General features: G+C 68.7%; 23 protein-coding genes and 1 pseudogene. 10 read left to right on the top strand and 14 right to left on the bottom strand.

The genetic code is table 11. From position 1 onward, the window contains the following. Positions 1-65: 65 nt before the first annotated feature. Genes CKY51_RS03535 through CKY51_RS03500 form a run of 8 tightly spaced genes read right to left on the bottom strand, consistent with a single transcriptional unit; the run spans position 66 to position 7,963 of the window. The gene (locus tag CKY51_RS03535; protein ID WP_022973656.1) at positions 66-1,040 is read right to left on the bottom strand and encodes a phosphatidate cytidylyltransferase; all 975 of its coding nucleotides are present in this window, start codon (positions 1,038-1,040) and stop codon (positions 66-68) included. Next, positions 1,037-1,669 (bottom strand): lysophospholipid acyltransferase family protein, encoded by a 633-nt coding sequence (locus tag CKY51_RS03530; RefSeq protein ID WP_022973655.1) that lies wholly within the window; start codon positions 1,667-1,669, stop codon positions 1,037-1,039. The genes CKY51_RS03535 and CKY51_RS03530 overlap by 4 nt, the downstream gene beginning before the upstream one ends. Next, on the bottom strand, positions 1,666-2,310 hold the full coding sequence (locus CKY51_RS03525) for a CDP-alcohol phosphatidyltransferase family protein (RefSeq protein WP_022973654.1): 645 nt from the start codon (positions 2,308-2,310) through the stop codon (positions 1,666-1,668). The genes CKY51_RS03530 and CKY51_RS03525 overlap by 4 nt, the downstream gene beginning before the upstream one ends. Beyond that, on the bottom strand, positions 2,310-3,794 hold the full coding sequence (locus CKY51_RS03520) for a TIGR04222 domain-containing membrane protein (RefSeq protein ID WP_022973653.1): 1,485 nt from the start codon (positions 3,792-3,794) through the stop codon (positions 2,310-2,312). Before CKY51_RS03520 ends, CKY51_RS03525 begins: the two co-directional genes overlap by 1 nt. Continuing rightward, positions 3,791-4,231 (bottom strand): hypothetical protein, encoded by a 441-nt coding sequence (locus CKY51_RS03515; RefSeq protein ID WP_022973652.1) that lies wholly within the window; start codon positions 4,229-4,231, stop codon positions 3,791-3,793. The genes CKY51_RS03520 and CKY51_RS03515 overlap by 4 nt, the downstream gene beginning before the upstream one ends. Further along, positions 4,228-5,565, bottom strand: a complete 1,338-nt coding sequence (locus tag CKY51_RS03510) for a phosphatase PAP2/dual specificity phosphatase family protein (RefSeq protein ID WP_022973651.1) — start codon at positions 5,563-5,565, stop codon at positions 4,228-4,230. Before CKY51_RS03510 ends, CKY51_RS03515 begins: the two co-directional genes overlap by 4 nt. After that, a complete protein-coding gene (locus CKY51_RS03505) occupies positions 5,562-7,349 on the bottom strand; it encodes a bifunctional alpha/beta hydrolase/class I SAM-dependent methyltransferase (RefSeq protein WP_022973650.1) in 1,788 nt (595 codons plus the stop codon). The genes CKY51_RS03510 and CKY51_RS03505 overlap by 4 nt, the downstream gene beginning before the upstream one ends. Then, on the bottom strand, positions 7,346-7,963 hold the full coding sequence (locus CKY51_RS03500; protein ID WP_022973649.1) for a CDP-alcohol phosphatidyltransferase family protein: 618 nt from the start codon (positions 7,961-7,963) through the stop codon (positions 7,346-7,348). Before CKY51_RS03500 ends, CKY51_RS03505 begins: the two co-directional genes overlap by 4 nt. Before the next feature lie 73 nt (positions 7,964-8,036). Here CKY51_RS03500 and purH point away from each other — a divergent pair, with 73 nt between their 5' ends. The 4 genes from purH to yccS all read left to right on the top strand — a co-directional run bounded on the left by purH (position 8,037) and on the right by yccS (position 14,123). After that, complete coding sequence (gene purH, locus CKY51_RS03495; RefSeq protein ID WP_022973648.1) at positions 8,037-9,623, top strand: bifunctional phosphoribosylaminoimidazolecarboxamide formyltransferase/IMP cyclohydrolase; 1,587 nt, start codon at positions 8,037-8,039, stop codon at positions 9,621-9,623. A 12-nt stretch (positions 9,624-9,635) separates the two neighbouring features. After that, the gene (locus tag CKY51_RS03490; RefSeq protein ID WP_031340451.1) at positions 9,636-10,487 is read left to right on the top strand and encodes a hypothetical protein; all 852 of its coding nucleotides are present in this window, start codon (positions 9,636-9,638) and stop codon (positions 10,485-10,487) included. Between the two features lie 31 nt (positions 10,488-10,518). After that, positions 10,519-11,805 carry a phosphoribosylamine--glycine ligase gene (purD, locus tag CKY51_RS03485; RefSeq protein ID WP_022973646.1) on the top strand — a complete coding sequence of 429 codons (1,287 nt, stop codon included), beginning with the start codon at positions 10,519-10,521 and terminating at the stop codon, positions 11,803-11,805. Between the two features lie 62 nt (positions 11,806-11,867). Next, positions 11,868-14,123: a YccS family putative transporter gene (gene yccS, locus CKY51_RS03480; RefSeq protein WP_152248897.1), complete on the top strand. Its 2,256-nt coding sequence runs from the start codon at positions 11,868-11,870 to the stop codon at positions 14,121-14,123. On the opposite strand, the gene CKY51_RS03475 is transcribed toward yccS, so the two are convergent. After that, the gene (locus CKY51_RS03475; protein ID WP_031340450.1) at positions 14,095-15,291 is read right to left on the bottom strand and encodes an MFS transporter; all 1,197 of its coding nucleotides are present in this window, start codon (positions 15,289-15,291) and stop codon (positions 14,095-14,097) included. The two genes, yccS and CKY51_RS03475, sit on opposite strands and share 29 nt — an antisense overlap. 99 nt (positions 15,292-15,390) lie before the next feature. Between CKY51_RS03475 and CKY51_RS03470 the strand changes: the two genes are divergently transcribed. The 4 genes from CKY51_RS03470 to CKY51_RS03455 all read left to right on the top strand — a co-directional run bounded on the left by CKY51_RS03470 (position 15,391) and on the right by CKY51_RS03455 (position 19,559). Further along, positions 15,391-16,296, top strand: a complete 906-nt coding sequence (locus tag CKY51_RS03470; RefSeq protein WP_022973643.1) for a LysR family transcriptional regulator — start codon at positions 15,391-15,393, stop codon at positions 16,294-16,296. 320 nt (positions 16,297-16,616) lie between these two features. Further along, positions 16,617-18,539, top strand: a complete 1,923-nt coding sequence (locus CKY51_RS03465; protein WP_022973642.1) for an MFS transporter — start codon at positions 16,617-16,619, stop codon at positions 18,537-18,539. Positions 18,540-18,804: 265 nt separating this feature from the next. Next, the gene (locus CKY51_RS03460; RefSeq protein ID WP_022973641.1) at positions 18,805-19,149 is read left to right on the top strand and encodes a CD225/dispanin family protein; all 345 of its coding nucleotides are present in this window, start codon (positions 18,805-18,807) and stop codon (positions 19,147-19,149) included. After that, positions 19,149-19,559 carry a DUF2752 domain-containing protein gene (locus CKY51_RS03455; protein ID WP_022973640.1) on the top strand — a complete coding sequence of 137 codons (411 nt, stop codon included), beginning with the start codon at positions 19,149-19,151 and terminating at the stop codon, positions 19,557-19,559. Before CKY51_RS03460 ends, CKY51_RS03455 begins: the two co-directional genes overlap by 1 nt. A gap of 107 nt (positions 19,560-19,666) precedes the next feature. Here CKY51_RS03455 and CKY51_RS03450 read toward each other — a convergent pair whose 3' ends face one another. From CKY51_RS03450 to CKY51_RS03430, 5 genes are all read right to left on the bottom strand, one after another. After that, positions 19,667-20,560, bottom strand: a complete 894-nt coding sequence (locus CKY51_RS03450) for a cobalamin biosynthesis protein (RefSeq protein WP_022973639.1) — start codon at positions 20,558-20,560, stop codon at positions 19,667-19,669. 63 nt (positions 20,561-20,623) lie between these two features. Then, positions 20,624-21,511: an NAD(+) diphosphatase gene (gene nudC / locus CKY51_RS03445; protein WP_022973638.1), complete on the bottom strand. Its 888-nt coding sequence runs from the start codon at positions 21,509-21,511 to the stop codon at positions 20,624-20,626. A 77-nt stretch (positions 21,512-21,588) separates the two neighbouring features. Further along, a complete protein-coding gene (gene erpA / locus CKY51_RS03440) occupies positions 21,589-21,975 on the bottom strand; it encodes an iron-sulfur cluster insertion protein ErpA (RefSeq protein ID WP_022973637.1) in 387 nt (128 codons plus the stop codon). 40 nt (positions 21,976-22,015) lie between these two features. Continuing rightward, positions 22,016-22,480 (bottom strand): bactofilin family protein, encoded by a 465-nt coding sequence (locus tag CKY51_RS03435; RefSeq protein WP_022973636.1) that lies wholly within the window; start codon positions 22,478-22,480, stop codon positions 22,016-22,018. Between the two features lie 3 nt (positions 22,481-22,483). Further along, complete coding sequence (locus tag CKY51_RS03430; protein WP_031340449.1) at positions 22,484-23,224, bottom strand: DUF6776 family protein; 741 nt, start codon at positions 23,222-23,224, stop codon at positions 22,484-22,486. Between the two features lie 127 nt (positions 23,225-23,351). Here CKY51_RS03430 and CKY51_RS03425 point away from each other — a divergent pair, with 127 nt between their 5' ends. Together CKY51_RS03425 and CKY51_RS03420 are read left to right on the top strand one after the other, a co-directional pair. Continuing rightward, the gene (locus tag CKY51_RS03425; protein WP_022973634.1) at positions 23,352-23,972 is read left to right on the top strand and encodes a DUF4126 domain-containing protein; all 621 of its coding nucleotides are present in this window, start codon (positions 23,352-23,354) and stop codon (positions 23,970-23,972) included. A gap of 43 nt (positions 23,973-24,015) precedes the next feature. After that, positions 24,016-24,215, top strand: a pseudogene (locus CKY51_RS03420) (GGDEF domain-containing response regulator); the annotation flags it as partial.

Here is a 24,215-nt window from a genome sequence, read left to right as displayed (position 1 = left end):
CGCGCGCGGCAGCCCGCTTTCCCGGGTCCCGGAGTCCCGGACCCCGAGTCCCGGCCTCTCCCCCCTCACCCCCACCCATACCGAATCAAATGAAAGAACACCGGCGCGGCGAAGCACACCGAGTCCAGGCGATCCAGCACCCCGCCATGGCCCTCGATCATGTGGCCCCAATCCTTGATGCCGCGATCGCGCTTGATCGCCGACATCACCAACCCGCCGAAGAACCCCATCAGATTGGCCACCAAGGCCAGCCCGAACGCATGCCAGGGCCGGAACGGGGTGATCCACCACAGCGCCATGCCGAGCAGGCTGGCCGACAGCACCCCGCCGATGAAGCCTTCCACCGTCTTGGACGGCGACAGCCGTGGCGCAATCAGATGCCGGCCGGCCAATTTCCCCCACACGTATTGCAGCACGTCGGAGGACTGCACCACGATCACCAGGAAGGCGATCAGCAACAGATTGCGGCCGGCATAGTCGGGAATCTCCAGATTCAACAGTGCCGGCACATGCGAGATGCAGAACACGCAGATCATCAGGCCCCACTGCACCTTGGCCGTGCGCTCCAGATAGCGGGTGGTGTCGCCGCCGATGGTGGCCAGGATCGGCAGCACCAGAAACGCATACACCGGGATCAACAAGGTGTACATGCCATACCAGCCGATCCAGACCAGCCAGTACTGCCAAGGCAAGACGATGTAGAACGCCGCCACCAGTGCGTAATAGTCGCCGCGCCGGGTCGGTGCCAAGGTGATGAATTCGCGCAGCGCGAACAACGACACCAGCGCGAACAGGCCGATCACCCCGGCACGGCCAAACACGAACGCCAGCCCCACCACCGCCGCCATCACCCACCAGGCGCGGATGCGCGCCACCAGGTTGTCCAGCACCGCACTCGGACGCCCGCGCGCGCGCCAGCGCAAGCCCTCGGCGATCAGCGTGGCCAGCACCAACACCAGCGCGATGCCGCTGAACAACCAGATCGTCTGCTGCTGCATCGACGATTGTTGCAACTGAGTGCTGTAGAGCATCGGTGTCATCGGCGTGCCTCCGCCTGCTCCGGCGCCAATGCCAGCAGCGCGCTGCGCGCGCGCGCCAGAAAGGCGTCCTTGTCCTCGTCGGCGTGCAGGCGCAGCGGCGCGCCGAAGGTGGTGGTGCACAGCAACGGCAACGGCAGCAGCGTGCCCTTGGGCATCACCCGCTTGAGGTTGTCGATCCACACCGGCACGAATTCCAATTCCGGCCGTTGCCGTGCCAGGTGATACAGGCCGCTCTTGAACGGCAGCACGCCTTCGTCGGGATTACGGGTGCCCTCGGGAAACAGGATCAACGAATCGCCGCCATCGACCGCTTCGCACAGGCACTGCACCGGATCGCGCGTGCGCTGCTGCGGGTCACGCTCGATCAGCACGCCGTTGAACACCGCGTGGATCAGATAGCGACGCAGCGCGTCGCGCTGCCAGTAGTCGGCAGCGGCGACCGGGCGCACCTCGCGACGCAAGGCGGCCGGCAACGAGGACCAGATCAGCACGAAATCGCCGTGGCTGGCGTGGTTGCCGTAATAGACCCGGCGTTCGTTGGAGGGCGCGCAGCCCTGCCAGAGCGCGCGTGCGCCGGTCAGGGTGCGGATGGCGCCGCTGCAGGCGCGGGCAATCAAACGAGCAATCATGTCCACTCCAATGCGCGCACGATCGCACGCAGCCGCCGCACCACCGTCACCACCGCGCCGGCAGTCAGCACCGCCAACGCCCCCAGTAGCACCCAGGCGGCCTGTTCGCTGCTGCCCAGCCACTGCAGCGGCAACGCCAACAGTGTGGCCAGTGACAGCCAGTGCATGCGGTGCGCTCGCGCCATCGGTCCCTGGCGTGGCTCAACCACCCCGCAGGCCAGGCCCAGCACGCGCACATAGGCGGTGCTCACGCAGCACAGCGCCGCGGCCCAGCCCAGTTGCGGCGCCCACGGCACGCTGGCCTGCAGGCCGTAGCCCAGACCCAGGCAAATCAGCACATCCGACAACCGATCCGGAGCGTCGTTGTAGACCTCGCCGGCCCGGCTTACCAGGCCGGCACTGCGCGCCAGCACCCCATCCATGCGGTTGCACCACAGCCGCCCCTGCAGACCGAGGATCGCCAGCAGCAACGGCAGCGCGCCCTCGCGCGTGGGTGCACTCAGGGCGAGATAAAACATCAGCGCGGCCAGCAACGCGCAACCGATACCTGCCCAGGACACCCGATTGGGCGTAGCGCCGCCACGACGCAGTCGGCGCGCCCAGCGCAGACGCCATCGTTGTCGCTGCGAAGGACCTGCCATCAGTCGCCGCCTCCACCACAGCCACCGCAACCGCCACCGCCGTCGCCACCACTGCCGCATCCGCTATCGCCCCCGCCGCCACAACTGGTGGTGTCCACGCTGTGGGTGCTGGAGCCCGGCGGCGCGCGGACCAGGTGATAGTCCTCCCACAGCGTCCCCACCAACGCCGCGGTGCCGTACAGCGCCACCAGCTCGCCTGGTGCGATTCCGGCACGTGCACGCGAATCGACCTGGGTCTGGCGATAGCGCTCCAGCGCCCGCTCGCCCGCCGTGGTATGGCGCAACGGGATCAGTGCAAACCCGAGCACCAGCGCGCTGACCACTACCATCGCACCCAGCAGATAGCCGACCGGATGCTGGCCTTGCAGCCCGATCACGATCTTGCAGGCGCCCAGCACCCACACCGCAGCCACTGGCAAGGCGCTGATCGCCTGCGCCGTACGGGCCGCCGTGGGCGCCAGCCACAGGCCCTTGTCGATCAAGCCTTGCTGCACCGGTGCGGCCAACGCGCGTAGGGCGCGCCAGGCTGCGCCCGGCTCTGCGGCGGTGCGCACGGCATCCAGCGCCGGCATCAGCGCAGGCGGCACCGTCCGTCGCGGATCGCAGCGCAGGCTTGGCCGCGCACGGCGGTCGTCATCGCGCTCGAGGATGACCGCCTGGCTCACCAGCAACTCGGTGAACAGCTGATCGGCCAGCCGATCCGCGCCGCCGCTCAAATAGGCCACCTCACCGCGATCGAGCGGACACACGTCGGCAAGCTGCCGGTGGCGCAACACCCGCCGCAACCAAGCGCCGGCCGACCAGCTCAGTCCGATCAGCAGCGCAAACAGCAACAGGAACTGCGGTCCGCGCCACTGCAGCGGCGAACTGGCTTGCGGCTGCAGCGACAGCAGCAGCGCCCCTACCACGGCGGTGACCAGCGCCCAGGCAAGCAACCTGAGCAGCCGCCGGCGTGCGGGGGACGGTGGGCGATCGCCACGCAAGGCCTGCAAGGTCGCCTGGGCATCGCCGTCTGCTGCCGGCGCAACCGGCGGCGCGGTGGGACGCGGTGGCGGCCAGCACGCGAGCGGTGGCTCGCCGAAGTGATGCCGATAGCGTTCCAGGGTGCGCTGGTATTGCGCACGCAGGCGCGGCGCATCGTCGGCCCCGCTTCCGGGATGATGGTGCAGCGTGGCCTGCAGGATCTGCGGACAGAAACGCTGCCAATACTCGCGGGTATCGGTCAGGTGGGCGTGCCAGACCTGATCGACCAGCGGGCTGGGCGAGGCCTCCTCATCGCTGCTGCAGGCCAGGAAGCAAAAGCGCCGGTACTCGTCCAGCAACTGCTGCGCCAGCGCCAGACCGCAATGCGCCTCGCGCGCCACGCGCCGCACGAACGCGGCCTGCGCCTCCTCGCCGTCACCGAAGCGATACGCCTGCAGGCGCGTCCATAGCGCCTGCTGGGCCGCCGTGGCGTGCGCGGGAATGCCAGCCGTCTCGCTCATGCGTATACCGCTCCGCCGATGCCGATCGCCAAGGCCGACAGCTGTATGGCCAGCCACACCGCCTGCCGCAACAGCAGCCCGCGCATCCCGCGCCAACGCGCCGGCCAGTCGCGCGGCGATGCGTCGTTGGCGCGCAGCCCCAGCGCATGCAACGCCTGATCCAGGTGTCCCGCCGTCTGCAGCGCAGTCTCGCCGCGCTGCAATTGATCGATCGCCGCGTTCAATAGTTCCGCATCCAGGCCGACGCGCAGTGCCCAGTACTGCTGCAGCAACCCGGCCACGACGCTGATGCCATACACACAGCGCACCCACGCCGGTGCTGCGGTGCCGGCCAACACCAGCAGCGCCGCCAGCAGCAGCACCAGGCCGAGGCGTTCCAACAGCGCGCCCTGACGCAACAGCGCGCGCATCGCGCCCAACAGCATCGGCGGCGTCATGCGGGCACCTGCAGGGACGGCGCGGCGTCGGCAGCATCGTCGCTGCCGGCCTGCGCGATCGCCGCGCGATGCTGCCGACCCAGCACGATCGCCGGACGCGCCTGGCGCAGCTGTGAGATGGCCGCGTCCACGCTGGCAGCACGGCCGCTGCGCAGCAGCCAGGTCGCCAGCGCCGCCGCACTGCGCGAATAGCCCAGCGCACAGCAGACCAGCACCGGCCCGTGCACGCGCGCGGCGGCGATCGCCAGCGCGGCCGCGCGCAGTTGCAATGGCGTCGGCGCGACCAGGTCGAGCATCGGCACGACCACGTCGTGCGCGTGCGCGCCGCGCAGCGAGAGCTCGGCGCTGACATCGACCACGACAGCGACGTCGCGCCGTTGCGCAGGGGTGGGAATCCGCCCCAGCCAGACGCCATCGGCCACGGCCACCGGGGTCGGCGCGTGCCAGGTCCACGCGCGCGAGTTGGCCCAGGCGGCCAGCAGATAGGGCGCATACAACCAACGCGCCGCCAGGCTCAGGCAGCCATCGGCGCGCTTCTGAAAGCCGCCCGCGCCCAGCCATGCGTAGTTCAAGGCCACCAGGCTCAACGCCAACGTGCCCCAGCACAGCCACAGCCCGGCGCCGCCGAGCCAGCAGGCCAGCGCGGCGGTGAACAGCGCACCGCACAAATACATGCCCGCCAGCCGCCAGCGCCGCCGATCGCGTGTCCAGCGTGCAGCCACCCACGGCGCGGCGATCCGCTCCGGCCACAGCCACACGCACAGCCAACCGACCGCCAGCCCGGTCGGCACGTCGATGAAATGATGCTGGTAGGTCGTCAGCACCGACACGCCGATCAGACAGAACCAGCCATGCAACACCCATTGCCAGCGCGGCGAAAGATGCTGCGCATAGCGCACCCACAAGACGACCAGCAGCACGATATGCAGCGAGGGCGCCTGGTTGTAGGGCTTGTCGAAGCCGAGCAACACTTCGAACAACCAACCGAACACGCCCTCGGTGGCTGGTCGTGGGAAGCTGTAGCGCAACGGCCACAGCAGGAAGCAGCCAACGCACAGCAGTTGCGCGCTCAGCAGGCGCAACGCGTGCGTCTCCAGTTCGCGGCGCGTGCGGCAAACGAAGAAGGACAGCGCGTAAAACAGATCGATCGACCAGTACGGCACGATCGTCCAGGCCAGGAACGGCAGCTGGCGCTCCCACTCGAACACCACCGACGGAACGTTCGCGGCACGCGCCGCCATGCTGTTGGCCAGCCCGTAGCTGAGAAAAAAGAACGGCCCGAGCAGCGCCAGCCACAGCGCGGCACGGCCAAGCGGGCGCCGATCCTCGGTCATGCGTCGCGTCGCTGCGCCAAGCACACGGTGAAGATGCCGAAGGCGTCGATGCGTTGGGCGATCTTGCGAAAGCCGGCCGCTTCCACCAGCGCGTCCATTTCCTGCTGGCTGCGGCGACGCATCACCCAGGCCGCGCCGTCGCGATGACTGGTCAGCGCACGGGCGATGAACTCCAGCTGCGGATGCCAGGGCTGGCCGGTGTACAGCAGATAGCCGCCGGGCGGCACCGCCGCAGCGACGCCGGCCAACGAGCGCGCCACCTGATCGTTGTCGGCGAACAGCTCGTACAGGCCGGACACCACCGCCAACGTCGGGGCAGGCTGCACCGCGGCCACGGCGTCGGGGTCGAAGGCATCGCCCTGCTCGAAGCGGGCGATGTCGGCCGCACGCATCGCCTGGATCAGTGCGGTGCCCTGCGCGACATTGAGCGCACTGAAATCGCGCAGCACGATCGCATCGGCGCGCTGGGCGCCGCTGCCCAGCGCCCGCAGCACGTAACGGCCATGACCGGCGGCGATGTCCAGCACCCGCACCGGCAACCCGGCCTGTCGCAGCCGCATGGCCGCCTCGCGCAGCAGTTCGCCCAGATGCGCGCCGCGGATGCGGATGCCGCGCCAGCCGATCGCATCCAGATACTGGCGATCGATCAAGCGCCCCAGCGGACCGCGCCCGCTGGCCTGGTCACGGTAGATGTAGTCCAGCGTGCTGCCCGAATCGAAACCGGTTTGCAGCCCCAAGGCGATGCCGTCGGACAGCCGCCCGCCCAGCCGCAACCCGGCGCGCACCGCGCGCCAGCGCAGGTCCTGCACACTGTTGCGCTGCGGAGGCCAGGCCAGCCGCTCGGCCTCCTCGAAGCTGGGACCGGCCCGATGCGCATTGCGCAGATCGGCGCGGACCAGCGGCGCGGCGAAGCGCGCCTGGATGAACTGGCGAATCGCCGCGATCGCCGGTGCGCGATCACGCTCGCCCAGGGTGTCGTGGAAGAAGCCCGGCAGCCAGTGGCGCTGCTTGATCGGCGCACCCAGGCGTTCGTAGAAACGATCCTGCGGCCCGCGATGGACCACGAAGTCGGCGCCGGAGACCAGCAACTGGGTCGGCACGGTGATCGCCTGCGCATCGGCCACCACGCGCGCGGCGGCGGCATACACCCCCAACAGCACGCGCACCGAGATCGGCCGGGTGATCAGCGGGTCGTCGCGGTAGCTCTGCACGCGCTGCGCATCGTGCGTCAGCCACTGCGGCTGCACATAGCTGTTGACGAAGAAATTGCCGCGCAGCCGCTGCATCAGCGCCAGTCCGCTACGCGCGAACGGGACATACAGCTTGACCTTGAACGCCGGCGAGGCCAGCACCAGCGCGCGCAGCGACGGCGCGTAGTCGTGCACCCAGGTGGCGGCGATCACCGCGCCGACGCTTTGCGCGACCACCACGATGTCCTCCACCGCAATCGCATGCGCCTGGCCGAGATGCGCGATGAAGGCATCCAGGTCGCGCACCAGCGCCTCGAAACCCGGTGCATCGCCACGCACGCCAGGCGAGCGGCCATTGCCGCGCGCATCCCAGGCGAAGATCGCCGCCTCGGGCAATTGCAGTTCCTCGGCCAGGTGCACCACCCGCCCGGAATGTTCGTGGCCACGATGCAGCAACACGATGGCACGCGCGGGACCGCTTTCGACGGCCTGCGCCGGCCAATGCCGATAAAACAGCGCCGTGCCGTCGAAGCTGGCGAATTCCCGCTCCTGCTGCGGGCGCGAGGTGGACGCTGCGGGCGCGACCGCGCTCATGCCGGCACCCCTGCCTCGGCCAGGCCGGCACGTACGCGCCGCCACACCGTCACCACGCAGGCCAGGCTCAGCACGATCGCCACGACGGTGAGCGCGCGTCCGCCGAGCAGGCCGCTCGCCAACCCGAGCCCGAGCACGCCAACGACGAAGGCGCGGTCGCTCTTGCCCATCGGCCCGTCATAGCGACGGCTGGCGCCGACCATCAGCCCCAACACGCCGGCGTACTCGGTCAATGCGGCCAACCAGGCGAAGCTCCACAGCGCGGCCGCAGCGACGCCGGGCACGCCCAGCAGGCTCAAGTACAGCGCCGCGTCGGCGACCACGTCGCACAGTTCGTTGAGGTAGGCGCCCAAGCGCGACTGTTGGCCGAACTCGCGCGCCAGCATGCCGTCGATCGCGTTGAGCGCCATGCGCAGCAACATCCACAGCGGCAACAGCAGATACAGCAGCGGCCAGTGCACGCCTGCGCGGTAGACCAGCCCAGCCACCAACAGCGAGATCACCGCTGCGACCAGGGTCACCTGGTTGGCGGTGATACCGGCGCGGAACAGTGCGCCCACCAGCGGCCGCAGCAGTGCCTGGAAGCGTCCCTTCAATGCATAGATCGAGCCCATCGCCGTGTCTGAGTCCCTTCAAGCGCTGCCGCAGCCTACAATATCGGCTGCTCCGCTTCGACTGCCCCCACCGATGCCTTCCGATCTGCTCCCCGTCCGCCGCGCCCTGCTCTCCGTCTCCGACAAGACCGGTCTGATCGACCTGGCACGCGCGCTGGTCGCCCGCAACGTCGCGCTGCTGTCCACCGGCGGCACCGCCAAGGCGCTGCGCGAGGCCGGGCTGCCGGTGCAGGACGTGTCCGAGCTGACCGGCTTCCCGGAGATGATGGACGGTCGCGTCAAGACGCTGCATCCGCTGGTGCATGGCGGTCTGCTCGGCCGCGCCGGCCAGGACGAGGCGGTCATGGCCGCCCACGGCATCGTGGCGATCGACCTGCTGGTCCTGAACCTGTATCCGTTCGAACAGGTCACCGCCCGCGCCGACTGCACGCTGGCCGAGGCGGTGGAAAACATCGATATCGGAGGGCCGGCGATGCTGCGTTCGGCGGCAAAGAACTTCGCCCGGGTGGCGGTGGCCACCGCGCCGGCGCAATACCCCGCGTTGCTGGCCGAGCTGGACGCCAACGACGGGCAGCTGTCGGCCGCCACCCGCTTTTCGCTGTCGGTGGCCGCGTTCAACCGCGTGGCCCAGTACGACGCGGCGATCAGCAACTACCTGTCGGCAGTGACCGACATCTCCGCCGAGGTCCCGGTGCGCAGCGCCTTCGCCGCCCAGGCCAATGGCAGCTTCATCAAGGTCGCCGACCTGCGGTATGGCGAGAACCCCCACCAGCAGGCGGCGTTCTATCGCGACCTGTATCCGGCGCCCGGCTCGCTGGCCACCTTCCAGCAGTTGCAGGGCAAGGAGCTGAGTTACAACAACATCGCCGACAGCGATGCGGCCTGGGAATGCGTGCGCCAGTTCGACGCCCCGGCCTGCGTGATCGTCAAGCACGCCAATCCCTGCGGCGTGGCGGTCGGCGTGGCCTGCGGCGATGCCTACGAGTTGGCCTATGCGACCGACCCCACCAGCGCCTTCGGCGGCATCATCGCCTTCAACCGCACGCTCGACGCGGCCACCGCCAAGACCCTGCTCGACCGCCAGTTCGTCGAAGTGTTGATCGCCCCGGACTACGAAGACGGCGCGCTGGAATACGCCAGCCGCAAGGCCAACGTGCGCGTGCTGCGCATTCCGCTGGCAGCCGCCTCCAAGGGTTTCATCGACACCAAGCGGATCGGCTCGGGAATGCTGATGCAGACCGCCGACGACCGGGTGGTGACGCGCGAGGATTTGAAGGTGGTCACCACGCTGTCGCCGAGCGATACCCAGTTCGAGGATCTGCTGTTCGCCTGGAAGGTGGCCAAGTTCGTCAAGTCCAATGCGATTGTCTATGCCAAGGATCAACGCACCATCGGCGTCGGCGCCGGGCAGATGAGCCGGGTGTATTCGGCGCGCATTGCCGGCATCAAGGCCGGCGACGCCAATCTGGTGGTGGACGGCTCGGTGATGGCCTCCGATGCGTTCTTCCCGTTCCGCGATGGCATCGATGCCGCGGCCGCCGCCGGCATCAAGGCGGTGATCCAGCCGGGCGGCTCGATGCGCGACGGCGAAGTGATCGCCGCCGCCGACGAACACGGCATCGCGATGGTGTTCACTGGCGTGCGCCACTTCCGTCACTGACGGCAGCAGGCGATGCACATGCTGCGCAGGCTCGCAGGTCTCGTCCTCCTCGCTGGTCTGCTGCCTGCCTGTCGGCAGCAGCCGGCCGACGCGGTGCCGACCACGGCACCGGCGACGATGGCGGACAGGCCACCTCCGCACAGCACGCGCAGCCGCAGCACCCGCCTGGACGGCTTCGTGCGCGCACGGTACGGCAACGCCGCCGGCCTGGCCCACGGCTGGCACGGCGAGGTCGATGGCCAGGCGGTCGATAGCGCAGTCTGCGCCGAGCAACCGGTGGTGATCGGCGCCCAGGTGCAACAACTGCTGGCGGTCTGCCACAGCCTCAGCGATGCCGGCGATGGCACTCCCGGCATGATCGATTTCGTTGTCCTGCGCGACGACGGCGATGCGTATGCGGTGGTCGCCGAAGACTCAGGCGAGAACTTCGGCAGCAGTGGCCGCCCCGGGCGCGTGGACATTCTGCGCCTGGGCAGCGATTTCTACGGCTTTGCCGTGACCAGCGCCTGGATAGGCCAGGGGTTGCTGCTGGAATCGCAGGACCTGGTGGTGCCTGGGCCCAAGGGCCTGGTCAAGGCCGCCTGGCTGCGTCGGCATATCGACAATCACGGCGCGCTCGCTTGCGATGATGCAGATGGTGCAGCGGAGCACGACCAGGACGACTGCCGCGCCCAGGGCTTCGATGTCGACTTCGTGCTGACGGTGGACGCCAGCGATGCGCAGGCACGCAGCTGGCCGCTGACCATCCGCGAACGCGGCACCGCCTGCGGTGCGCCGGTCGCCGCCACCCACGTGCTGCGGTTCGATGTGCGCAGCTGGACCTACCCCATTCCCGATACCTTGCAGCGCGAAGGCTGCAGCTGACCTCTTTACTCCCTCCTAGCGAGCAACCGTCTTGAAAATCCTCGTCATCGGCTCCGGCGGCCGTGAACACGCCCTGGCCTGGAAGATCGCCCAATCGGCACGCGTCAGCGAAGTGCTGGTAGCACCGGGCAATGCCGGCACTGCCACTGAGGCCAAGTGCCGCAACGTCGCGATCAAGGTCGACGACCTCGATGGCCTGCTGGCACTGGCGCAGCGCGAACAGGTCGCGCTGACCGTGGTCGGCCCGGAAGTGCCGCTGGTGCTGGGCGTGGTCGACCGCTTCCATGCCGCCGGCCTGCGCATCTTCGGGCCCACCGCCAAGGCCGCGCAGCTGGAAGGCAGCAAGGCCTTCGCCAAGGATTTCCTCGCCCGTCACGGCATTCCCACCGCGTATTACGCCGTGCACACTGAGGTGGAGGCCGCACTGGCCTATGTGCGCGAAAAGGGCGCGCCGATCGTCGTCAAGGCCGACGGCCTGGCGGCCGGCAAGGGCGTGATCGTGGCGATGACCCTGGCCGAGGCCGAGGCGGCGGTGCGCGACATGCTGGCCGGCAATGCCTTCGGCGATGCCGGTGCGCGGGTGGTGATCGAGGAATTCCTCGATGGCGAGGAGGCCAGCTTCATCTCGATGGTCGATGGCCAGCATGCCTTGCCGATGGCGACCAGCCAGGACCACAAGCGCGTGGGCGATGGCGACACCGGTCCCAACACCGGCGGCATGGGCGCCTATTCGCCGGCACCGGTGGTGACCGCCGCGGTGCATACGCGGGTGATGCGCGAGGTGGTCGAGCCGACCGTGCGCGGCATGATCGCCGATGGCGTGCCGTTCACCGGCTTCCTGTACGCCGGACTGATGATCGACGCGCACGGCGCACCCAAGGTCATCGAATTCAATGTGCGCTTCGGCGACCCGGAAACGCAGCCGGTGATGCTGCGACTGCAATCGGAGCTGCTGGCGCTGATCGAGGCGGCCATCGATGGTCGATTGGACAGCGTACAGGCGCAGTGGGATCCGCGGCCGTCGCTGGGCGTGGTGATCGCCGCCGCGCCTTATCCGGACGCGCCGGTGACCGGCGAGGTTATCCACGGCCTGGATGCGGTGCCGGCCAGCGCCAAGGTCTTCCACGCTGGCACCGCCTTCAATGCCGTCGGCGAGGTGATCAGCGCCGGCGGCCGCGTGCTGTGCGTGGCCGCGCTGGGCGACAGCGTGTCCGATGCCCAGCGCAACGCCTATGCCGGCGTGCAGTCGATCCGCTGGCCCAGCGCCTTCCATCGGCGCGACATCGGCTGGCGCGCGATTGCCCGCGAGCAGGCGTGAGCCTGCCCTACTGACAAAGGACTAGCCGGCCTGCACGCCGGCCAGGCCTGCCTGTGGCAATAATGCCTGCGCACGCTTGCCTTCCAGAGACCGTGGCCGCCCCGACACTCGACTCCCGCCTCAGCCGCCTGTGGGCCCACGAAAAGGCCAGTTATGGCCTGCGCGTGTTCATTGCCCTGGCCGCAGCGATGGGCATCTGCTGGCACCTGCAGCAACTGACCGCGGTGCCGGCGCTGTTCCTGGGCACGATCGCCAGCGCGATCGCCGAGACCGACGACAACTGGCTGGGGCGGATCAAGTCGGTGCTGTTGTCGCTGCTGTGCTTTGCCGCCGCCGCCGCATCGGTGGTGGTGCTGTTCCCCTATCCGTGGCCATTCGTCGCTGGCCTGGCGCTGGCGACCTTCGCGCTGACCTTGCTGGGCGCGCTCGGCGAGCGCTATGCCTCGATCGCCCAGGCCACCGTGGCGCTGGCGATCTACGCGATGATCGGCATCGATCACGGCGGCAAGGTCGGGCATGTCGGCGCGAGCGCCTGGCATGGCATCGCCCTGCTGCTGCTCGGCGCCAGCTGGTACGGACTGCTGTCGATCCTGTGGACGATCCTGTTTGCCAACCGACCGGTCCGCGAGCGGCTGTCGCGACTGTTCTTCGAACTGGGCCGCTATCTGCGGCTGAAGGCCGATCTGTTCGAGCCGGTGCGGCAAAGCGACCTGCATGCACGCCGACTGGCCCTGGCCGAGCAGAACGCGCGCGTGGTGGCCGCGCTCAATGCCGCCAAGACCGCCATCATCGCCCGCTTCGGACGCTCGGGACGGCCGGGCGTGCAGTCCGGCAGCTACTTCCGCCTGTATTACATGGCGCAGGAATTCCACGAACGCGCCAGCTCTTCGCACTATCCCTACGAAGCCTTGACCGACGCGTTCTTCCACAGCGACGTGCTGTATCGCTGCCAGCGCCTGCTGGCGCTGCAAGGCAAGGCCTGTGCGGCGCTGGGCGAAGCGATCCGGCTGCGCCGGCCATTCGACTACGGTCAGGACAGCCAGCTGGCCACCGAGGACGTGCGGCAATCGCTCGACTATCTGCACGCACGCGCCGACCCGGCGCTGGCGCGCCTGCTGGGCGCACTGGAATTATTGGTCACCAATCTGCAGACCATCGAGCGGCGGCTGTCGGAAGCGGCGCAATCCGATACCGCCAGCGACCCGATCGATACCCGCCTGCGCGATTCCTCGCCGCATACCTTGCGCGAGATGGCGGCCCGCATCGGCCAGCAGCTCACGCCCGGTTCGGTGCTGTTCCGCCACGGCTTGCGCATGGCCATCGCGCTGGTCGCCGGCTATGCGGTCATGCAATCCATCCATGCCGACAACGGCTACTGGATCCTGCTGACCACCGCCTTCGTGTGTCGTCCCAACTACGGCGCCACCCGTCGCCGCCTGGTCGAGCGCATGGCCGGCACCCTGATCGGCCTGGGCGCCACCTGGGCGTTGATGCAGCTCTTCCCGCAACAGCAGGTGCAGTTGCTGTTGGCGCTGGTCGCCACGCTGGTGTTCTTCATCACCCGCACCGATCGCTACATGCTCGCCACCGCCGCGATCACGGTGATGGCACTGTTCTGCTTCAACCTGCTCGGCGATGGCTTCGTGCTGATCTGGCCACGCCTGGTCGACACCGTGATCGGCTGTGCGATCGCCGCGGCCGCCTCGTTCCTGATCCTGCCCGACTGGCAGGGCCGCCGACTCAACCAGGTGATGGCCAGCGTGCTGCGCGCCTGCGCGCGTTACCTGGCGCAGGTGCTGGAGCAATACAGCAGCGGCATGCGCGACGATCTGCCGTATCGCATCGCGCGCCGCGACATGCACAACGCCGATGCCGCCTTGTCGGTCGCCTTGTCCAACATGCTGCGCGAACCGGGCCGCTACCGCCGTAACCTCGATGCCGGCTTTCGCTTCCTGGCGCTGTCCAATACGCTGCTGGGGTATCTCTCGGCGCTGGGCGCGCACCGCGGCGCGCTGGAAGATGCCCACGATGCCGCCATCGGCCAGGCCGGCGAACTGTTGCAGCGCGCGCTGACGGCGATCGCCAGCGCACTGGAGCAGCGTCAATCGGTCCCGGCCGGCGATGAGCAGGACGAGGCCGCGCTGGCCGATGCGCTGGAGCAGGATGTCGGCGCACTGCCACCCAAACACCAACTGGTCCGCCACCAGCTGGCCCTGGCCTTGCGCCTGCTGCCGGCCCTGCGTGGCGCCGCGCAAGCGGTCGCCCCCGCAACGGCCAGCGTGCCGGCTCTCACACCCAGTGCCGACGCCGCACGCTGAGCGCCACCCAGCCCAGCGCAGCCACCGCCAGCAGCGCCCCACCCGTCGCCACGCCGGCCCAGCCGGCCTGCGCGTATGCCGCCGTGCCCAAGGTCGACCCCAACGCACCGCCGAGGAAGTAGCAGGTGATGTAAGCGGCGGTGATGCGATTGCGCGCCTGTGGATTGCGCTGGTAGATCACGCTCTGGTTGGCGATATGCACGCCCTGCACGGCGATGTCCAGCAACAGCACGCCGGCGATCAACAGCGCCAGCGAGCGTGGCGCGCAGGCCAGCAGCCCCCACGCCAGCAACAACAGCACCAATCCCCCCCAACTGACGCGATCGCCATGGCCGCGGTCGGACCAATGCCCGGAACGATTGGCGGCCAGCGCGCCTGCCGCACCGATCAAGCCGAACAGCCCGATCACCGCCGTGCCATAGCCATAGCCATAGCCAGGCGCAGACAGCAGGAACGCCAGGGTGGTCCAGAACATGCTGAAGCCGGCGAACAGCAGGCCCCCCAGCACCGAGCGCGAACGCAACACCGGATCGTCGCGCAGCAGGGTCAGCACCGAGCCCACCAGGTGCGGATACGACAGCTGTGCACTGCCGGGATGACGCGGCAGCCCGCGCCACAGCAGCACGGCGGTCAGCAGCAACAAGCCGGAGGCGATCCAGTACACGGTCTGCCAGCCGCCCACTCCGGCCAGCAGGCCGGCGGCCGTGCGTGCCAGCAGGATGCCCAGCAGCAAGCCGCTCATCACCGTGCCGATCACCCGCCCGCGCTCCTGCGGCGCCGCCAGGGTGGCGGCGAACGGCACCAGGATCTGCGCAGCCACCGAGCTGGCACCGGTCACCACGGTGCCGGCCAGCAACATGCCGAACCCCTGCGCGTTGGCGCTGACCAGCAGCCCGACGGCGCTGAGCACGAACAATCCGACGATCAGACCGCGGCGCTCCAGCCGGTCGCCCAGCGGCACCAGTAACAGCAAACCAGCCGCATAGGCCAGTTGAGCGGCAGTGACCACTGCGCCGGCACTGCGCACCTGGATGCCGAAGGTCTGCGCCAGCGTCTCCAGCAGCGGCTGGGCGTAGTAGTTGCTGGCCACCGCCAGGCCGGTCGCGGCGGCCATCAGCAGCACCAAGCGCCGGGGCAACGGGGTGGAGGGCACGGGATCGGCGTTCATGCAGGAGGCCACGGTGGAGAAGTGGCGCGCAGTGTGGGCGGCATTGCCATATCTTTCCAATGTATTGTTTTCACTCTTTCCATCCTGTTTCGAGATTGCATGCTGACCTTGCGGCAACTGGAGTTCGCCGTCGCCGTCGCCGAAGAGGGCGGCTTTACTGCGGCAGCCCGCCGCTGCAATACCGTGCAGTCGGCGCTCAGCCACCAAATCGCCAAGATCGAAGAGAGTCTGGGCGCGCGGCTGTTCGAACGCGGCCCGCGGCGGGTACGCCCCACCGCCGCTGGCGAGGTGTTCCTGCACAACGCACGGCAGACCTTGCGCGCGGCCGAGCGCCTGCACGAAGAAATGGCGCAGGCGCTGGGGACGGTGCGCGGACGCTTGACGCTGGGACAGATCTCCTCGTTGACCACGGTGCAAGTGCCGACCTTGCTGCAGGCCTTCCGGCAGGCCCACGCGCGGGTAGACGTACATCTGCGCACCGCGATGAGCGACGCCCTGCTCGCCGATCTGGCCCAGGGCCGACTGGACGTGGCCCTGGTCGGCGTCGGCCCGCACATCGCCCTGCCCGCGCAACGCGTGTTGCTGCACGAAGAGGGGCTGGCCCTGATCGTCGCGCCGGAGCATCGCCTGGCCCGGCGCAAGCAGGTCGCCGTGGCCGAGCTGGACAACCTGCCGATGGCCGGGCTGATCCCTGGTGCCGGCGTGCGCGGCATCGTCGATGCGGCATTCGCCCAGCAGCAGTTGCGGCAGCGGCTGCAATACGAGGTGACCCACGCCGACCTGGTGCGCGAACTGGTCGCCGCCGGGCTGGGTGTGGGCATCGTGCCGCAGACCATGGCCGCGGCGATGGGCGGTGTGACGGCAGTGGCGCTCAAGGAGCGCTTCCGCTTTTTGACCTATGCGGTGTGGCGCGCCGACCCCACCCCTGCCGCCCGCGCCTTTGTCGCCCTGCTGCAGGCGCGTACCGCGCCGCCCCGTCCACGCGTGCCGCGCACGAATACCTAGCGCGTGTTACGCACGTCGAGATGAGATGCGTTGACCGTCAGCGGTGCGGGGCGGGTGCTGCGTGGCGCCGGCGTGGCTGGCGCCACGGCAAGCGGCGCGACGCCGGCTCCGTGCCGCTGACGGCCAACCCAGCAGGACGCGTCCTGTGGCGCGCCGAGACCGCGTTGCGCGCCTTGCCCAGGCGGCCAGGCACGCCTTGTCTCGACGCGCCACAGGACGCTTCGCACCCACCTCGGAGGACATAACACGCTCTTGCCAACCGGCCGCCTGCCGAGACCCGGTAAGCCTGCTAGGCTGCGCGCGATCGCCAAGGAACCCGCATGTCAGGCCATACCCAGTTCGCCCTGCTCCGTCAGCGCCGCTTCCTGCCGTTTTTCGCCGTCCAGTCGCTGGGGGCATTCAACGACAATGTCTATCGCCAAGCCATTATCGGCCTGCTGTTCTATCTGGGGGTGGATGCCTCCGAGCGCACGCTCTACACCAACCTGGCGCCGGCGCTGTTTATCCTGCCCTACTTCCTGTTCTCGGCCATCGCCGGGCAGATCGCCGAAAAGCTGGAGAAGCAAAAGCTCATCGTGATCACCACCAGCATGGAGATCGCGATCATGTCGCTGGCGGCGGTGGGCTTCATCAGCGAGAACATGCCGGTGCTGCTGGTGGCGCTGTTCTGTACCGGAATGCAATCCACCCTGTTCGGTCCGGTGAAGTATTCGATCCTGCCCTCGGTGCTCAAGCCCGAAGAGCTGACCGGCGGCAACGGTCTGGTCGAGATGGGCACGTCGATCTCGATCCTGTGCGGCATGATCGTCGGCGGGCTGATCTTCCAGATCGCCGGTGCCCACGGCCCGGTGGTCGCCGCCACGGCGGTGATCGCCATCGCGGTGACCGGCAATCTGATGGCGCGGCTGGTGCCGCGCGTGGATGCCGGCGCGCCGGAGCTGCGGGTGCGCTGGAACCCCATTCCCGAATCGCGCGCGATCATGCGCCTGACCCGGCGCACGCTGGCGGTGCGCAATTCGGTGCTCGGAGTGTCGTGGTTCTGGTTTATCGGCACCGTCCTCACCGCGCAGCTGCCGAGCTATGCGCTGCTCAATCTCGGCGGCCGCCAGGAGTTGTACGTGTTCGCGCTGGCGCTGTTCTCCATCGGCACCGGCGTGGGCTCGCTGCTGTGCGAACGGCTGTCCGGACGCACCGTGGAGATTGGTTTGGTGCCGTTGGGTGCCTTCGGCATCAGCGCCTTTCTGCTGGACCTGTACTTCGCCCGTCCCGGCGCCGCCCCGGTCAGCGATCTGAGCATCGGCCAGTTCGTGCAGCAGACCGGCAACCTGCGGCTGATCGTCGACCTGGTCGGCATCGGACTGTTCACTGGCCTGTTCGTGGTACCGCTGTTCGCGCTGATCCAGAGCCGCACGCCCCGAGGCGAGCTATCTCGGGTGATCGCCGGTCTCAATATCCAGAACTCGTTGTTCATCGTCGCCGCGGCGGTCATCGGCGTGCTGTTGCAGCTGCCGCAGGTGGTGCTGTTCGGCCACCGCATCCCCTTGCCCGGGTTGAGCATTCCGCAGGTTTTCCTGGCGCTGGGCATCGCCAATACGCTGGTGGCGCTGTGGATCTTCACCCTGGTGCCGGAATTCTTGATGCGCTTCCTCAGCTGGGTGCTGGTGAGCGTGCTGTATCGCCTGCGTGCGCACGCGATCGATCGCCATGTTCCCGACGAAGGCGCCGCGCTGCTGGTGTGCAATCACGTCAGCTACATGGACGCGCTGATCCTGTCGGCGGTGATCCCGCGCCCGGTGCGCTTCGTCATGTACTACAAGATCTTCCGCATCCCGGTGATGCGCTGGATCTTCCGCACCGCCAAGGCCATTCCCATCGCCGGGGCGCGTGAGGATCCGGCGCTGATGCAGCAGGCCTTCGACCGCATCGATGCGGCCCTGGCCGACGGCGAGCTGGTGTGCATCTTTCCCGAAGGTGCATTGACCAAGGACGGACAGATCGCCACGTTCAAATCGGGGGTCGAAAAGATCCTGCAGCGCCGCAACGTGCCGGTGGTTCCGCTGGCGCTGCGCGGCATGTGGTCGAGCATGTGGAGCCGCCGCGACAGCCGGCTCGGACGCATGCGCGTGCCGCGGCGCATGCGCGCCCACATCGAGGTGGCCGCAGGCCCGGCCGTGCCCGGCGAGCAGGCAAGTGCGGCGCTGCTGGAACAACAGGTGCGGGCGCTGCGCCAGGACCAGGCCTGAGCACGTCAACGACCCGCAGCTTTGCGTCCGCTGCCTGCCGCGAGTAGCCTGTGCGCGATCGCACGTTTCGCCGCGGCCTGGTGCCGCTGCAGGCGTGCGCACCGGGGATAGACCATGTTGTCCCGTGCCAGGGGGTGTACTCCCAGGCGGCGCGCCGAGTGCGTGCCGCCGCCGTGCCGGGCTGGACGGTAAGCCTGCCACCGCAGGACGGATCTGCGCTATCCCCTTGTACTTTGCCGTTGTTTACCACCCAAGGAGCTTCACCATGAGTGCCGTCCCACCGCCGATCCATTCCACCTCCACGGACGCCCCCGGCCCGGTTCCCAATCATCTGGTCTGGGCGATCGTGTCCACCGTGCTGGGGTTTTGCCTGTGCTGCCCGGCGTTGATCACCGGCATCGTGGCGATCGTGTTCTCCAGCAAGGTCAACGGCCTGCTCAACCAGGGCGACTTCGACGGCGCGCGCCGCGCCTCGCAGACCGCCAAGACCTGGTGCATCGTCACCACCGTGCTGGCCGCGATCGGTTTGCTGATCAATATCGGCATGGTCGCCACCGGCGGCATGCAGGCATACATGGAATCCATCCAGCAGCTACAGCACGGGCGCTAATGGAACTGCGTCCGCGCCATTGGCTCGGAGCGACGGCGGTCACCTCAGTGGCCGCCGTCGGCGTCTCGCTGCTCTACCGATTCGATCCCAACGCGGCCGACAGCCCGTTTCCGCCCTGCATGTTCCGCGCCGTCACTGGTTGCTACTGCCCCGGCTGCGGCATGACACGCGCGTTGTATGCGCTGGCGCACTTCGATCTACCCGGCGCCTTCGCGATGAATCCGGCCGCCGTGCTCGGCCTGTTCACGCTGCCTGGCCTGATCGCCTGGAAGGCCGGTTGGCGCGCACGCTGGTTTGCGCCGGTGGTGGCGGTGATGTCCGAGCCCAAGTTCTGGCTGTGGGGACTACCGGCGTATTGGATCGCGCGGAATCTGCCGTGGTTTCCCTTCACCCTGCTCGCGCCGGGCTGAGCGACCAATCCGCTGCTACGCTGCATAGACGCCGCAGCCGCAATGACAGACCGCTGCGCAAGGCGCACCGATTCACGCCATGCCGCGCCCATCGGCGCACAGGGGCGTTAGCTCACCCATCCAGCAATCACCAGCAACGCCAGCATCACCATCCACAGCAGCAGCACGCGCCAGACCAGGCTCATCGCATCGCGTACTTCCGGCAGGCGGCGCCACACCGGCACCAGGCCGGCATCGGTGTAGTCGTGCGCTTCGGCGCGGAGGTCGTCACTGACGCTGGCGCGCGCTACCGCGCCGAGGAAGTGCGGTTCCAGCACCCAGCGATTGCCATTGGCGTCGCGCCAGGCGCGAAACACGGTCTCGAAGTTGCCGACCAGTGCGATCGACACCGTCATCAATTGTGCGACCGGCCATTCCAGCGCGGCCAGCAGCCAGCGTGCGCCGGCCAGATTGCGTGGCGGCAGCAGGCTGGCGAGCGGGCTTTCCACCGCCAGTGCGGTCAACCGATACAGCACCGCGCCGAACGGGCCCAGCAGCAGGAACCACCACAGCACCGCGAACCAACGGCGCAGTCCGTTCACCACCACCGCTTCCACCAGCGAGGGTGCGTCTTCATGCACGCTGCCGCCGGCAGCCTGCAACTGCGCCACAGCACGCTGCCGCGCCTGCGGCTCGTCGGCATCGATCACCGCCTCGACGTCGCGGTCCAGATCGCGCGGCCCCCAGGTCCAGGCCAGCACCGCCACTCCAAACAGCAGCGCCAGGAATCCGCGCCAGACGTCGGCCAGCAGCCACTGCAGCAACAGCACCGCCAACAGGATCGGCAGCAGCGCCAGCAGCACGCCGTAGCGCCCCTGCCAGGCGCCGCGCGCCGGCGCCTGGCCATCGAGCCGACCCAGCCAACGGCCGAACCAGTCGAAGCGACGCAGGCGCGCCACCTGCGCGGGCGCCACATGGCCCAGCGTCAATGCGACAACGACGGCAACCAGGGTGGTGAACATGGGATTCCTCCTCAGCCCAGTCTAGCCGAGCGCGCGCGCGTGGCTTGGCGGCAGCGGATGGGCTCATGCATGCGTGCCAAACCAATGCTCGATCAGCGCGCGCGAAATCGAGATCGGCGGCGGCAGGCCGATCGGGCCCTCGCCCGCCAGCGCCGCGCCGATCTCGCTGTGGCTCACCCAGCGGGCATCCTCCAGCTCGCCGGTGACCTGCGGCTGCTCGCTGGCCGCGGCCTGGGCGCTGAAACCCAGCATCAAGGCCCCAGGAAACGGCCACGGCTGCGAGGCGAGATAGTGGCACTGCTGGACACGTACCCGGGTCTCTTCGTAGACCTCGCGGGCGACCGTCTGCTCCAGCGCCTCGCCGGGCTCGACGAAGCCAGCGATGACCGAATAGCGCCCGGGCGCCCAGCTGGCCTGACGCCCCAGCAGCAAGCGATCACCGTCGCTGACGGCGACGATGATCGCCGGGTCCACGCGTGGGTAGTGCTCGGTCTGGCACTGGCTGCATTGGGCGACGAAACCGGCACGGCGCAGCACGGTGGCGCCACCGCAGACCCCACAGAAGCGGGTGCGCGCCTGCCAGTGCAGCATCGCGCGCGCATACGCGGCCAAGCTGGCCAGCGGCGCCGGCCACTCGGCCGCGATCTGGCGCAGGTCGAGCCGTTGCGGGGCCGCCACCTCGACGGTCTCGGCCGCCACGCAGAACCAGCCGTGCTGTTCGCGCAAGCCCAGGAACAAGGCCGCCTCCGGCTCCAGCGACAGCTCGGCGCCGGTCACCGGCAACGGCTGCCCCGCGACATCGGCCAGCACCAGGCCCTTGGCATCGATCAGCAGCACCTGCGCCTGTGGCCAGAGCCGCGCCAGCGCGAGCGGGTCTTCACGCAGCAGATCGCCGCGATCGAGCGAGGTATCGGCGAAGGCGAAGGCGGACAGCGAAGAGGTCGGAGGCATCTGCACAAGCCTGCCGACAATCGGCTACACCCGCAACCATCGACCGCCACCGCGTCGCCGCTGGCGGCGGCCGGCGTTCAGACGCTGAAGCTACTGCCGCAGCCGCAGGTCGTCTTGGCGTTGGGATTGCGGATCACGAACTGCGCGCCGGTCAGGCTTTCGGTGTAATCGACCTCCGCGCCCATCAGGTACTGCAGGCTGAGCGGATCCACCAGCAAGGTGACGCCGTCGGTGACCACGGCCAAATCGTCCTCGGCCCGGTTTTCGTCGAACTCGAAGCCGTACTGGAAGCCGGAGCAACCGCCGCCCTGGATATAGACGCGCAGCGCCAGGTCGGCATTGCCTTCTTCCTGGATCAGCGACTGCACCTTGGCCGCAGCGGCCGCGGAGAAATTCAGCGGACGGTCAAGCGACTGATAGTCCGGTGCCGGCGCGGCGGTCGGAAGCGAAACGAGGGTGTTCATGCGATCAGCATGGGGGCTCGATCGCCCGACTTCAAGCGCCTCAGGCCTCGGCGGTGGCGGGCTGACGCGACTTTGCCGGCTCGGCGGCGGGACTCTCGCTCGCTGCGCTGGCATCCGGCGCCGGCAGCGCGGCGGTCACCGCGGCGGCGGCATGGATCAGCCGACCGGTGAGCTGCGCACCAGCGCTCATCTCCACCACCTGGTAGTGCACATTGCCCTGTACACGCGCATTGGCGGCCAGTTCGACCCGCTCGGCGGCGTGGACATCGCCGGTCAGCTGGCCATTGATCACCACCACCGGCGCACGCACCTCGCCTTCGATGCTGCCTTGCTCGGCGATGGTCAGGGTGGCGCTGGCGCCGTCCTCGGCGAACACCTTGCCGAGAATGCGACCTTCCACATACAGGCCGCCGCTGAACAGCAGATCGCCGCGAATGACCACCTGTGGGCCGATCAAGGTATCGACCACGGTCTGGCCACCACGGTTGGACTTGTTACCGAACATGAGCTACTCCCCCGCGCCGTTGCCGGCGACTTTCCAATCGAAGGTCTGATTGATCGGCGCCCCGTCGCCGCTCAGGGTGATTTTGACACGTTGCGGAGTGAAATCCTTCGGCAACATCACGCTGCCGTCCAGTTGCTGGAAATAACGGAACGAATACGGCTGCCCGGCAGCCTCGTTCTTCTGGTGCAATTCGTTCCAGCTCACCGTGGTCAACTTGCCCGCACGCACGCCTTCCACCGCAAAACGCAGCTGGCCCTGACTGATCGCGCCACGGTTCAGGTTCTGGGTCAGCACCACGCTATAGCTCCAGGTACCGCCGGCTTCGGGCGAGAACTGCACCGAATGCGCGTTCAACCCCTTGCGCTGCGCGGTCGAACCCACCAGCCGCTCATAGAAGGCCACGTCCGCGCGCAATGCCGCGATCTGTTCGTCGCGCTCGGCCAACGAGGTCTGCACCTCGGTATTGGCGGCACGGCTGATCTTGTCGGACATCGCCAGGTTGACCTGGCGCTGCTGCAGTTGCTCGATCTGCCGTCGCTGCTGGGCCTGGGTCTGCCGTGCCTGCTGCAACGCCGTTTCGGCATCGGCCAACCGCGGCGCGGCACTGCGGGTGGCGACCCACCACACCGCGCCCAGCGACGCCAGCCAGACGATGGCCAGCAGCACCGCCCAGGGCCAGCGGCGGGGCGCCGGGCCACCGCTGCGGTCACGTTGGACGATGTGCACGCGTGTCGCTGGTCTCATGGGCATCGAGCCGGCCAGGCCGGCGCTGGGGTCGGCGGCGTAGTGTGCCAGAGCCGGCACAGTCGCCGTGCTGGCGTGCGGCGGCCGGTTATCCGATAGTTCCGTCTTGTTCGCGCGGAGCCAGGCCATGGGCGAAGCCCAATTGTTCGTCATCGGCATCCTGCTGGCCTGGCTGGCTGGCATCCGGGTCTACCTGACCGTGTTCGGCGTCGGCCTGGCCGGCCTGCTCGGCTGGATCGCGCTGCCACCGGCGCTGCAGCCGGCGCAGTCGTGGTGGGTGCTCGGCACGTCCGGCGCGCTGGCCATCGCCGAGTTCTTCGCCGACAAGATCCCGGGCGTGGATTCTGGCTGGGATCTGTTGCAGACGCTGGCGCGGGTCCCGGCCGGCGCCTTCCTGGCGGCCGCCACGCTCTCGCCCGACGGCGACCTGGCCACCGGCACCCTGGTGGCCGGTGGCGGCATCGCCTTGACCAGCCACGCGCTCAAGGCCGGTAGCCGCGCCCTGCTCAACACCTCGCCAGAACCGGCCAGCAACTGGATCGCCTCGCTGGCCGAAGACACCATCGCCACCACAGCGCTCGCACTGGCACTGGCGCATCCTTGGCTGGCGCTGGGACTGTCGGTATCGGCCAGCGTGCTGGCCGCCCTGTTGGTGTGGTGGACATGGCGGCTGCTGTGGCGCGGCATGCGTCGGCTGGTGGCGCCCGTGCGCGGTGTCGCGACCACGGCTCCGCACCGCTCCCACTAACGTGAACTTCATCGCATAATCTGCACGACTGCAGGGAGTCTCGATGGCCGCTCGTAACCCGGTTCCCCCCCCCACCCGTGACGACACCGCCACGCGCAACCGCCCCTTGCGCGCCGAGACCCCGCCGCCGGACTACTGGCAGCGCTGGGCCGACGCCTCCAGCGACGCGCCGGCCGCCACCCCGGTCAGCGCCGCGATCATCCCGGCGCCGGCCACGGCTACAGCAGCCAGCCCTGCACCCGT

Source organism: Xanthomonas maliensis, from assembly GCF_009192945.1.
Taxonomy (GTDB): Bacteria; Pseudomonadota; Gammaproteobacteria; order Xanthomonadales; family Xanthomonadaceae; genus Xanthomonas; species Xanthomonas maliensis.
Note: the sequence above shows the minus strand (reverse complement) of the source record. Positions and strands in the feature narration are given on the sequence as shown.

What these genes read in the sequence shown, in the direction of transcription:
- CKY51_RS03525 (WP_022973654.1), bottom strand. Translation starts at nt 2,310, where the DNA reads ATGGCAGGTCCTTCGCAGCGACAACGATGGCGTCTGCGCTGGGCGCGC.
- CKY51_RS03430 (WP_031340449.1), bottom strand. Translation starts at nt 23,224, where the DNA reads ATGAGACCAGCGACACGCGTGCACATCGTCCAACGTGACCGCAGCGGT.
- CKY51_RS03470 (WP_022973643.1), top strand. Translation starts at nt 15,391, where the DNA reads ATGCTGACCTTGCGGCAACTGGAGTTCGCCGTCGCCGTCGCCGAAGAG.
- erpA (WP_022973637.1), bottom strand. Translation starts at nt 21,975, where the DNA reads ATGAACACCCTCGTTTCGCTTCCGACCGCCGCGCCGGCACCGGACTAT.
- CKY51_RS03510 (WP_022973651.1), bottom strand. Translation starts at nt 5,565, where the DNA reads ATGACCGAGGATCGGCGCCCGCTTGGCCGTGCCGCGCTGTGGCTGGCG.
- CKY51_RS03505 (WP_022973650.1), bottom strand. Translation starts at nt 7,349, where the DNA reads ATGAGCGCGGTCGCGCCCGCAGCGTCCACCTCGCGCCCGCAGCAGGAG.
- CKY51_RS03465 (WP_022973642.1), top strand. Translation starts at nt 16,617, where the DNA reads ATGTCAGGCCATACCCAGTTCGCCCTGCTCCGTCAGCGCCGCTTCCTG.
- yccS (WP_152248897.1), top strand. Translation starts at nt 11,868, where the DNA reads ATGCCTGCGCACGCTTGCCTTCCAGAGACCGTGGCCGCCCCGACACTC.
- purH (WP_022973648.1), top strand. Translation starts at nt 8,037, where the DNA reads ATGCCTTCCGATCTGCTCCCCGTCCGCCGCGCCCTGCTCTCCGTCTCC.
- CKY51_RS03425 (WP_022973634.1), top strand. Translation starts at nt 23,352, where the DNA reads ATGGGCGAAGCCCAATTGTTCGTCATCGGCATCCTGCTGGCCTGGCTG.
- CKY51_RS03500 (WP_022973649.1), bottom strand. Translation starts at nt 7,963, where the DNA reads ATGGGCTCGATCTATGCATTGAAGGGACGCTTCCAGGCACTGCTGCGG.
- CKY51_RS03450 (WP_022973639.1), bottom strand. Translation starts at nt 20,560, where the DNA reads ATGTTCACCACCCTGGTTGCCGTCGTTGTCGCATTGACGCTGGGCCAT.
- CKY51_RS03455 (WP_022973640.1), top strand. Translation starts at nt 19,149, where the DNA reads ATGGAACTGCGTCCGCGCCATTGGCTCGGAGCGACGGCGGTCACCTCA.
- CKY51_RS03520 (WP_022973653.1), bottom strand. Translation starts at nt 3,794, where the DNA reads ATGAGCGAGACGGCTGGCATTCCCGCGCACGCCACGGCGGCCCAGCAG.
- CKY51_RS03490 (WP_031340451.1), top strand. Translation starts at nt 9,636, where the DNA reads ATGCACATGCTGCGCAGGCTCGCAGGTCTCGTCCTCCTCGCTGGTCTG.
- CKY51_RS03535 (WP_022973656.1), bottom strand. Translation starts at nt 1,040, where the DNA reads ATGACACCGATGCTCTACAGCACTCAGTTGCAACAATCGTCGATGCAG.
- CKY51_RS03435 (WP_022973636.1), bottom strand. Translation starts at nt 22,480, where the DNA reads ATGTTCGGTAACAAGTCCAACCGTGGTGGCCAGACCGTGGTCGATACC.
- CKY51_RS03460 (WP_022973641.1), top strand. Translation starts at nt 18,805, where the DNA reads ATGAGTGCCGTCCCACCGCCGATCCATTCCACCTCCACGGACGCCCCC.
- nudC (WP_022973638.1), bottom strand. Translation starts at nt 21,511, where the DNA reads ATGCCTCCGACCTCTTCGCTGTCCGCCTTCGCCTTCGCCGATACCTCG.
- CKY51_RS03515 (WP_022973652.1), bottom strand. Translation starts at nt 4,231, where the DNA reads ATGACGCCGCCGATGCTGTTGGGCGCGATGCGCGCGCTGTTGCGTCAG.
- CKY51_RS03530 (WP_022973655.1), bottom strand. Translation starts at nt 1,669, where the DNA reads ATGATTGCTCGTTTGATTGCCCGCGCCTGCAGCGGCGCCATCCGCACC.
- CKY51_RS03475 (WP_031340450.1), bottom strand. Translation starts at nt 15,291, where the DNA reads ATGAACGCCGATCCCGTGCCCTCCACCCCGTTGCCCCGGCGCTTGGTG.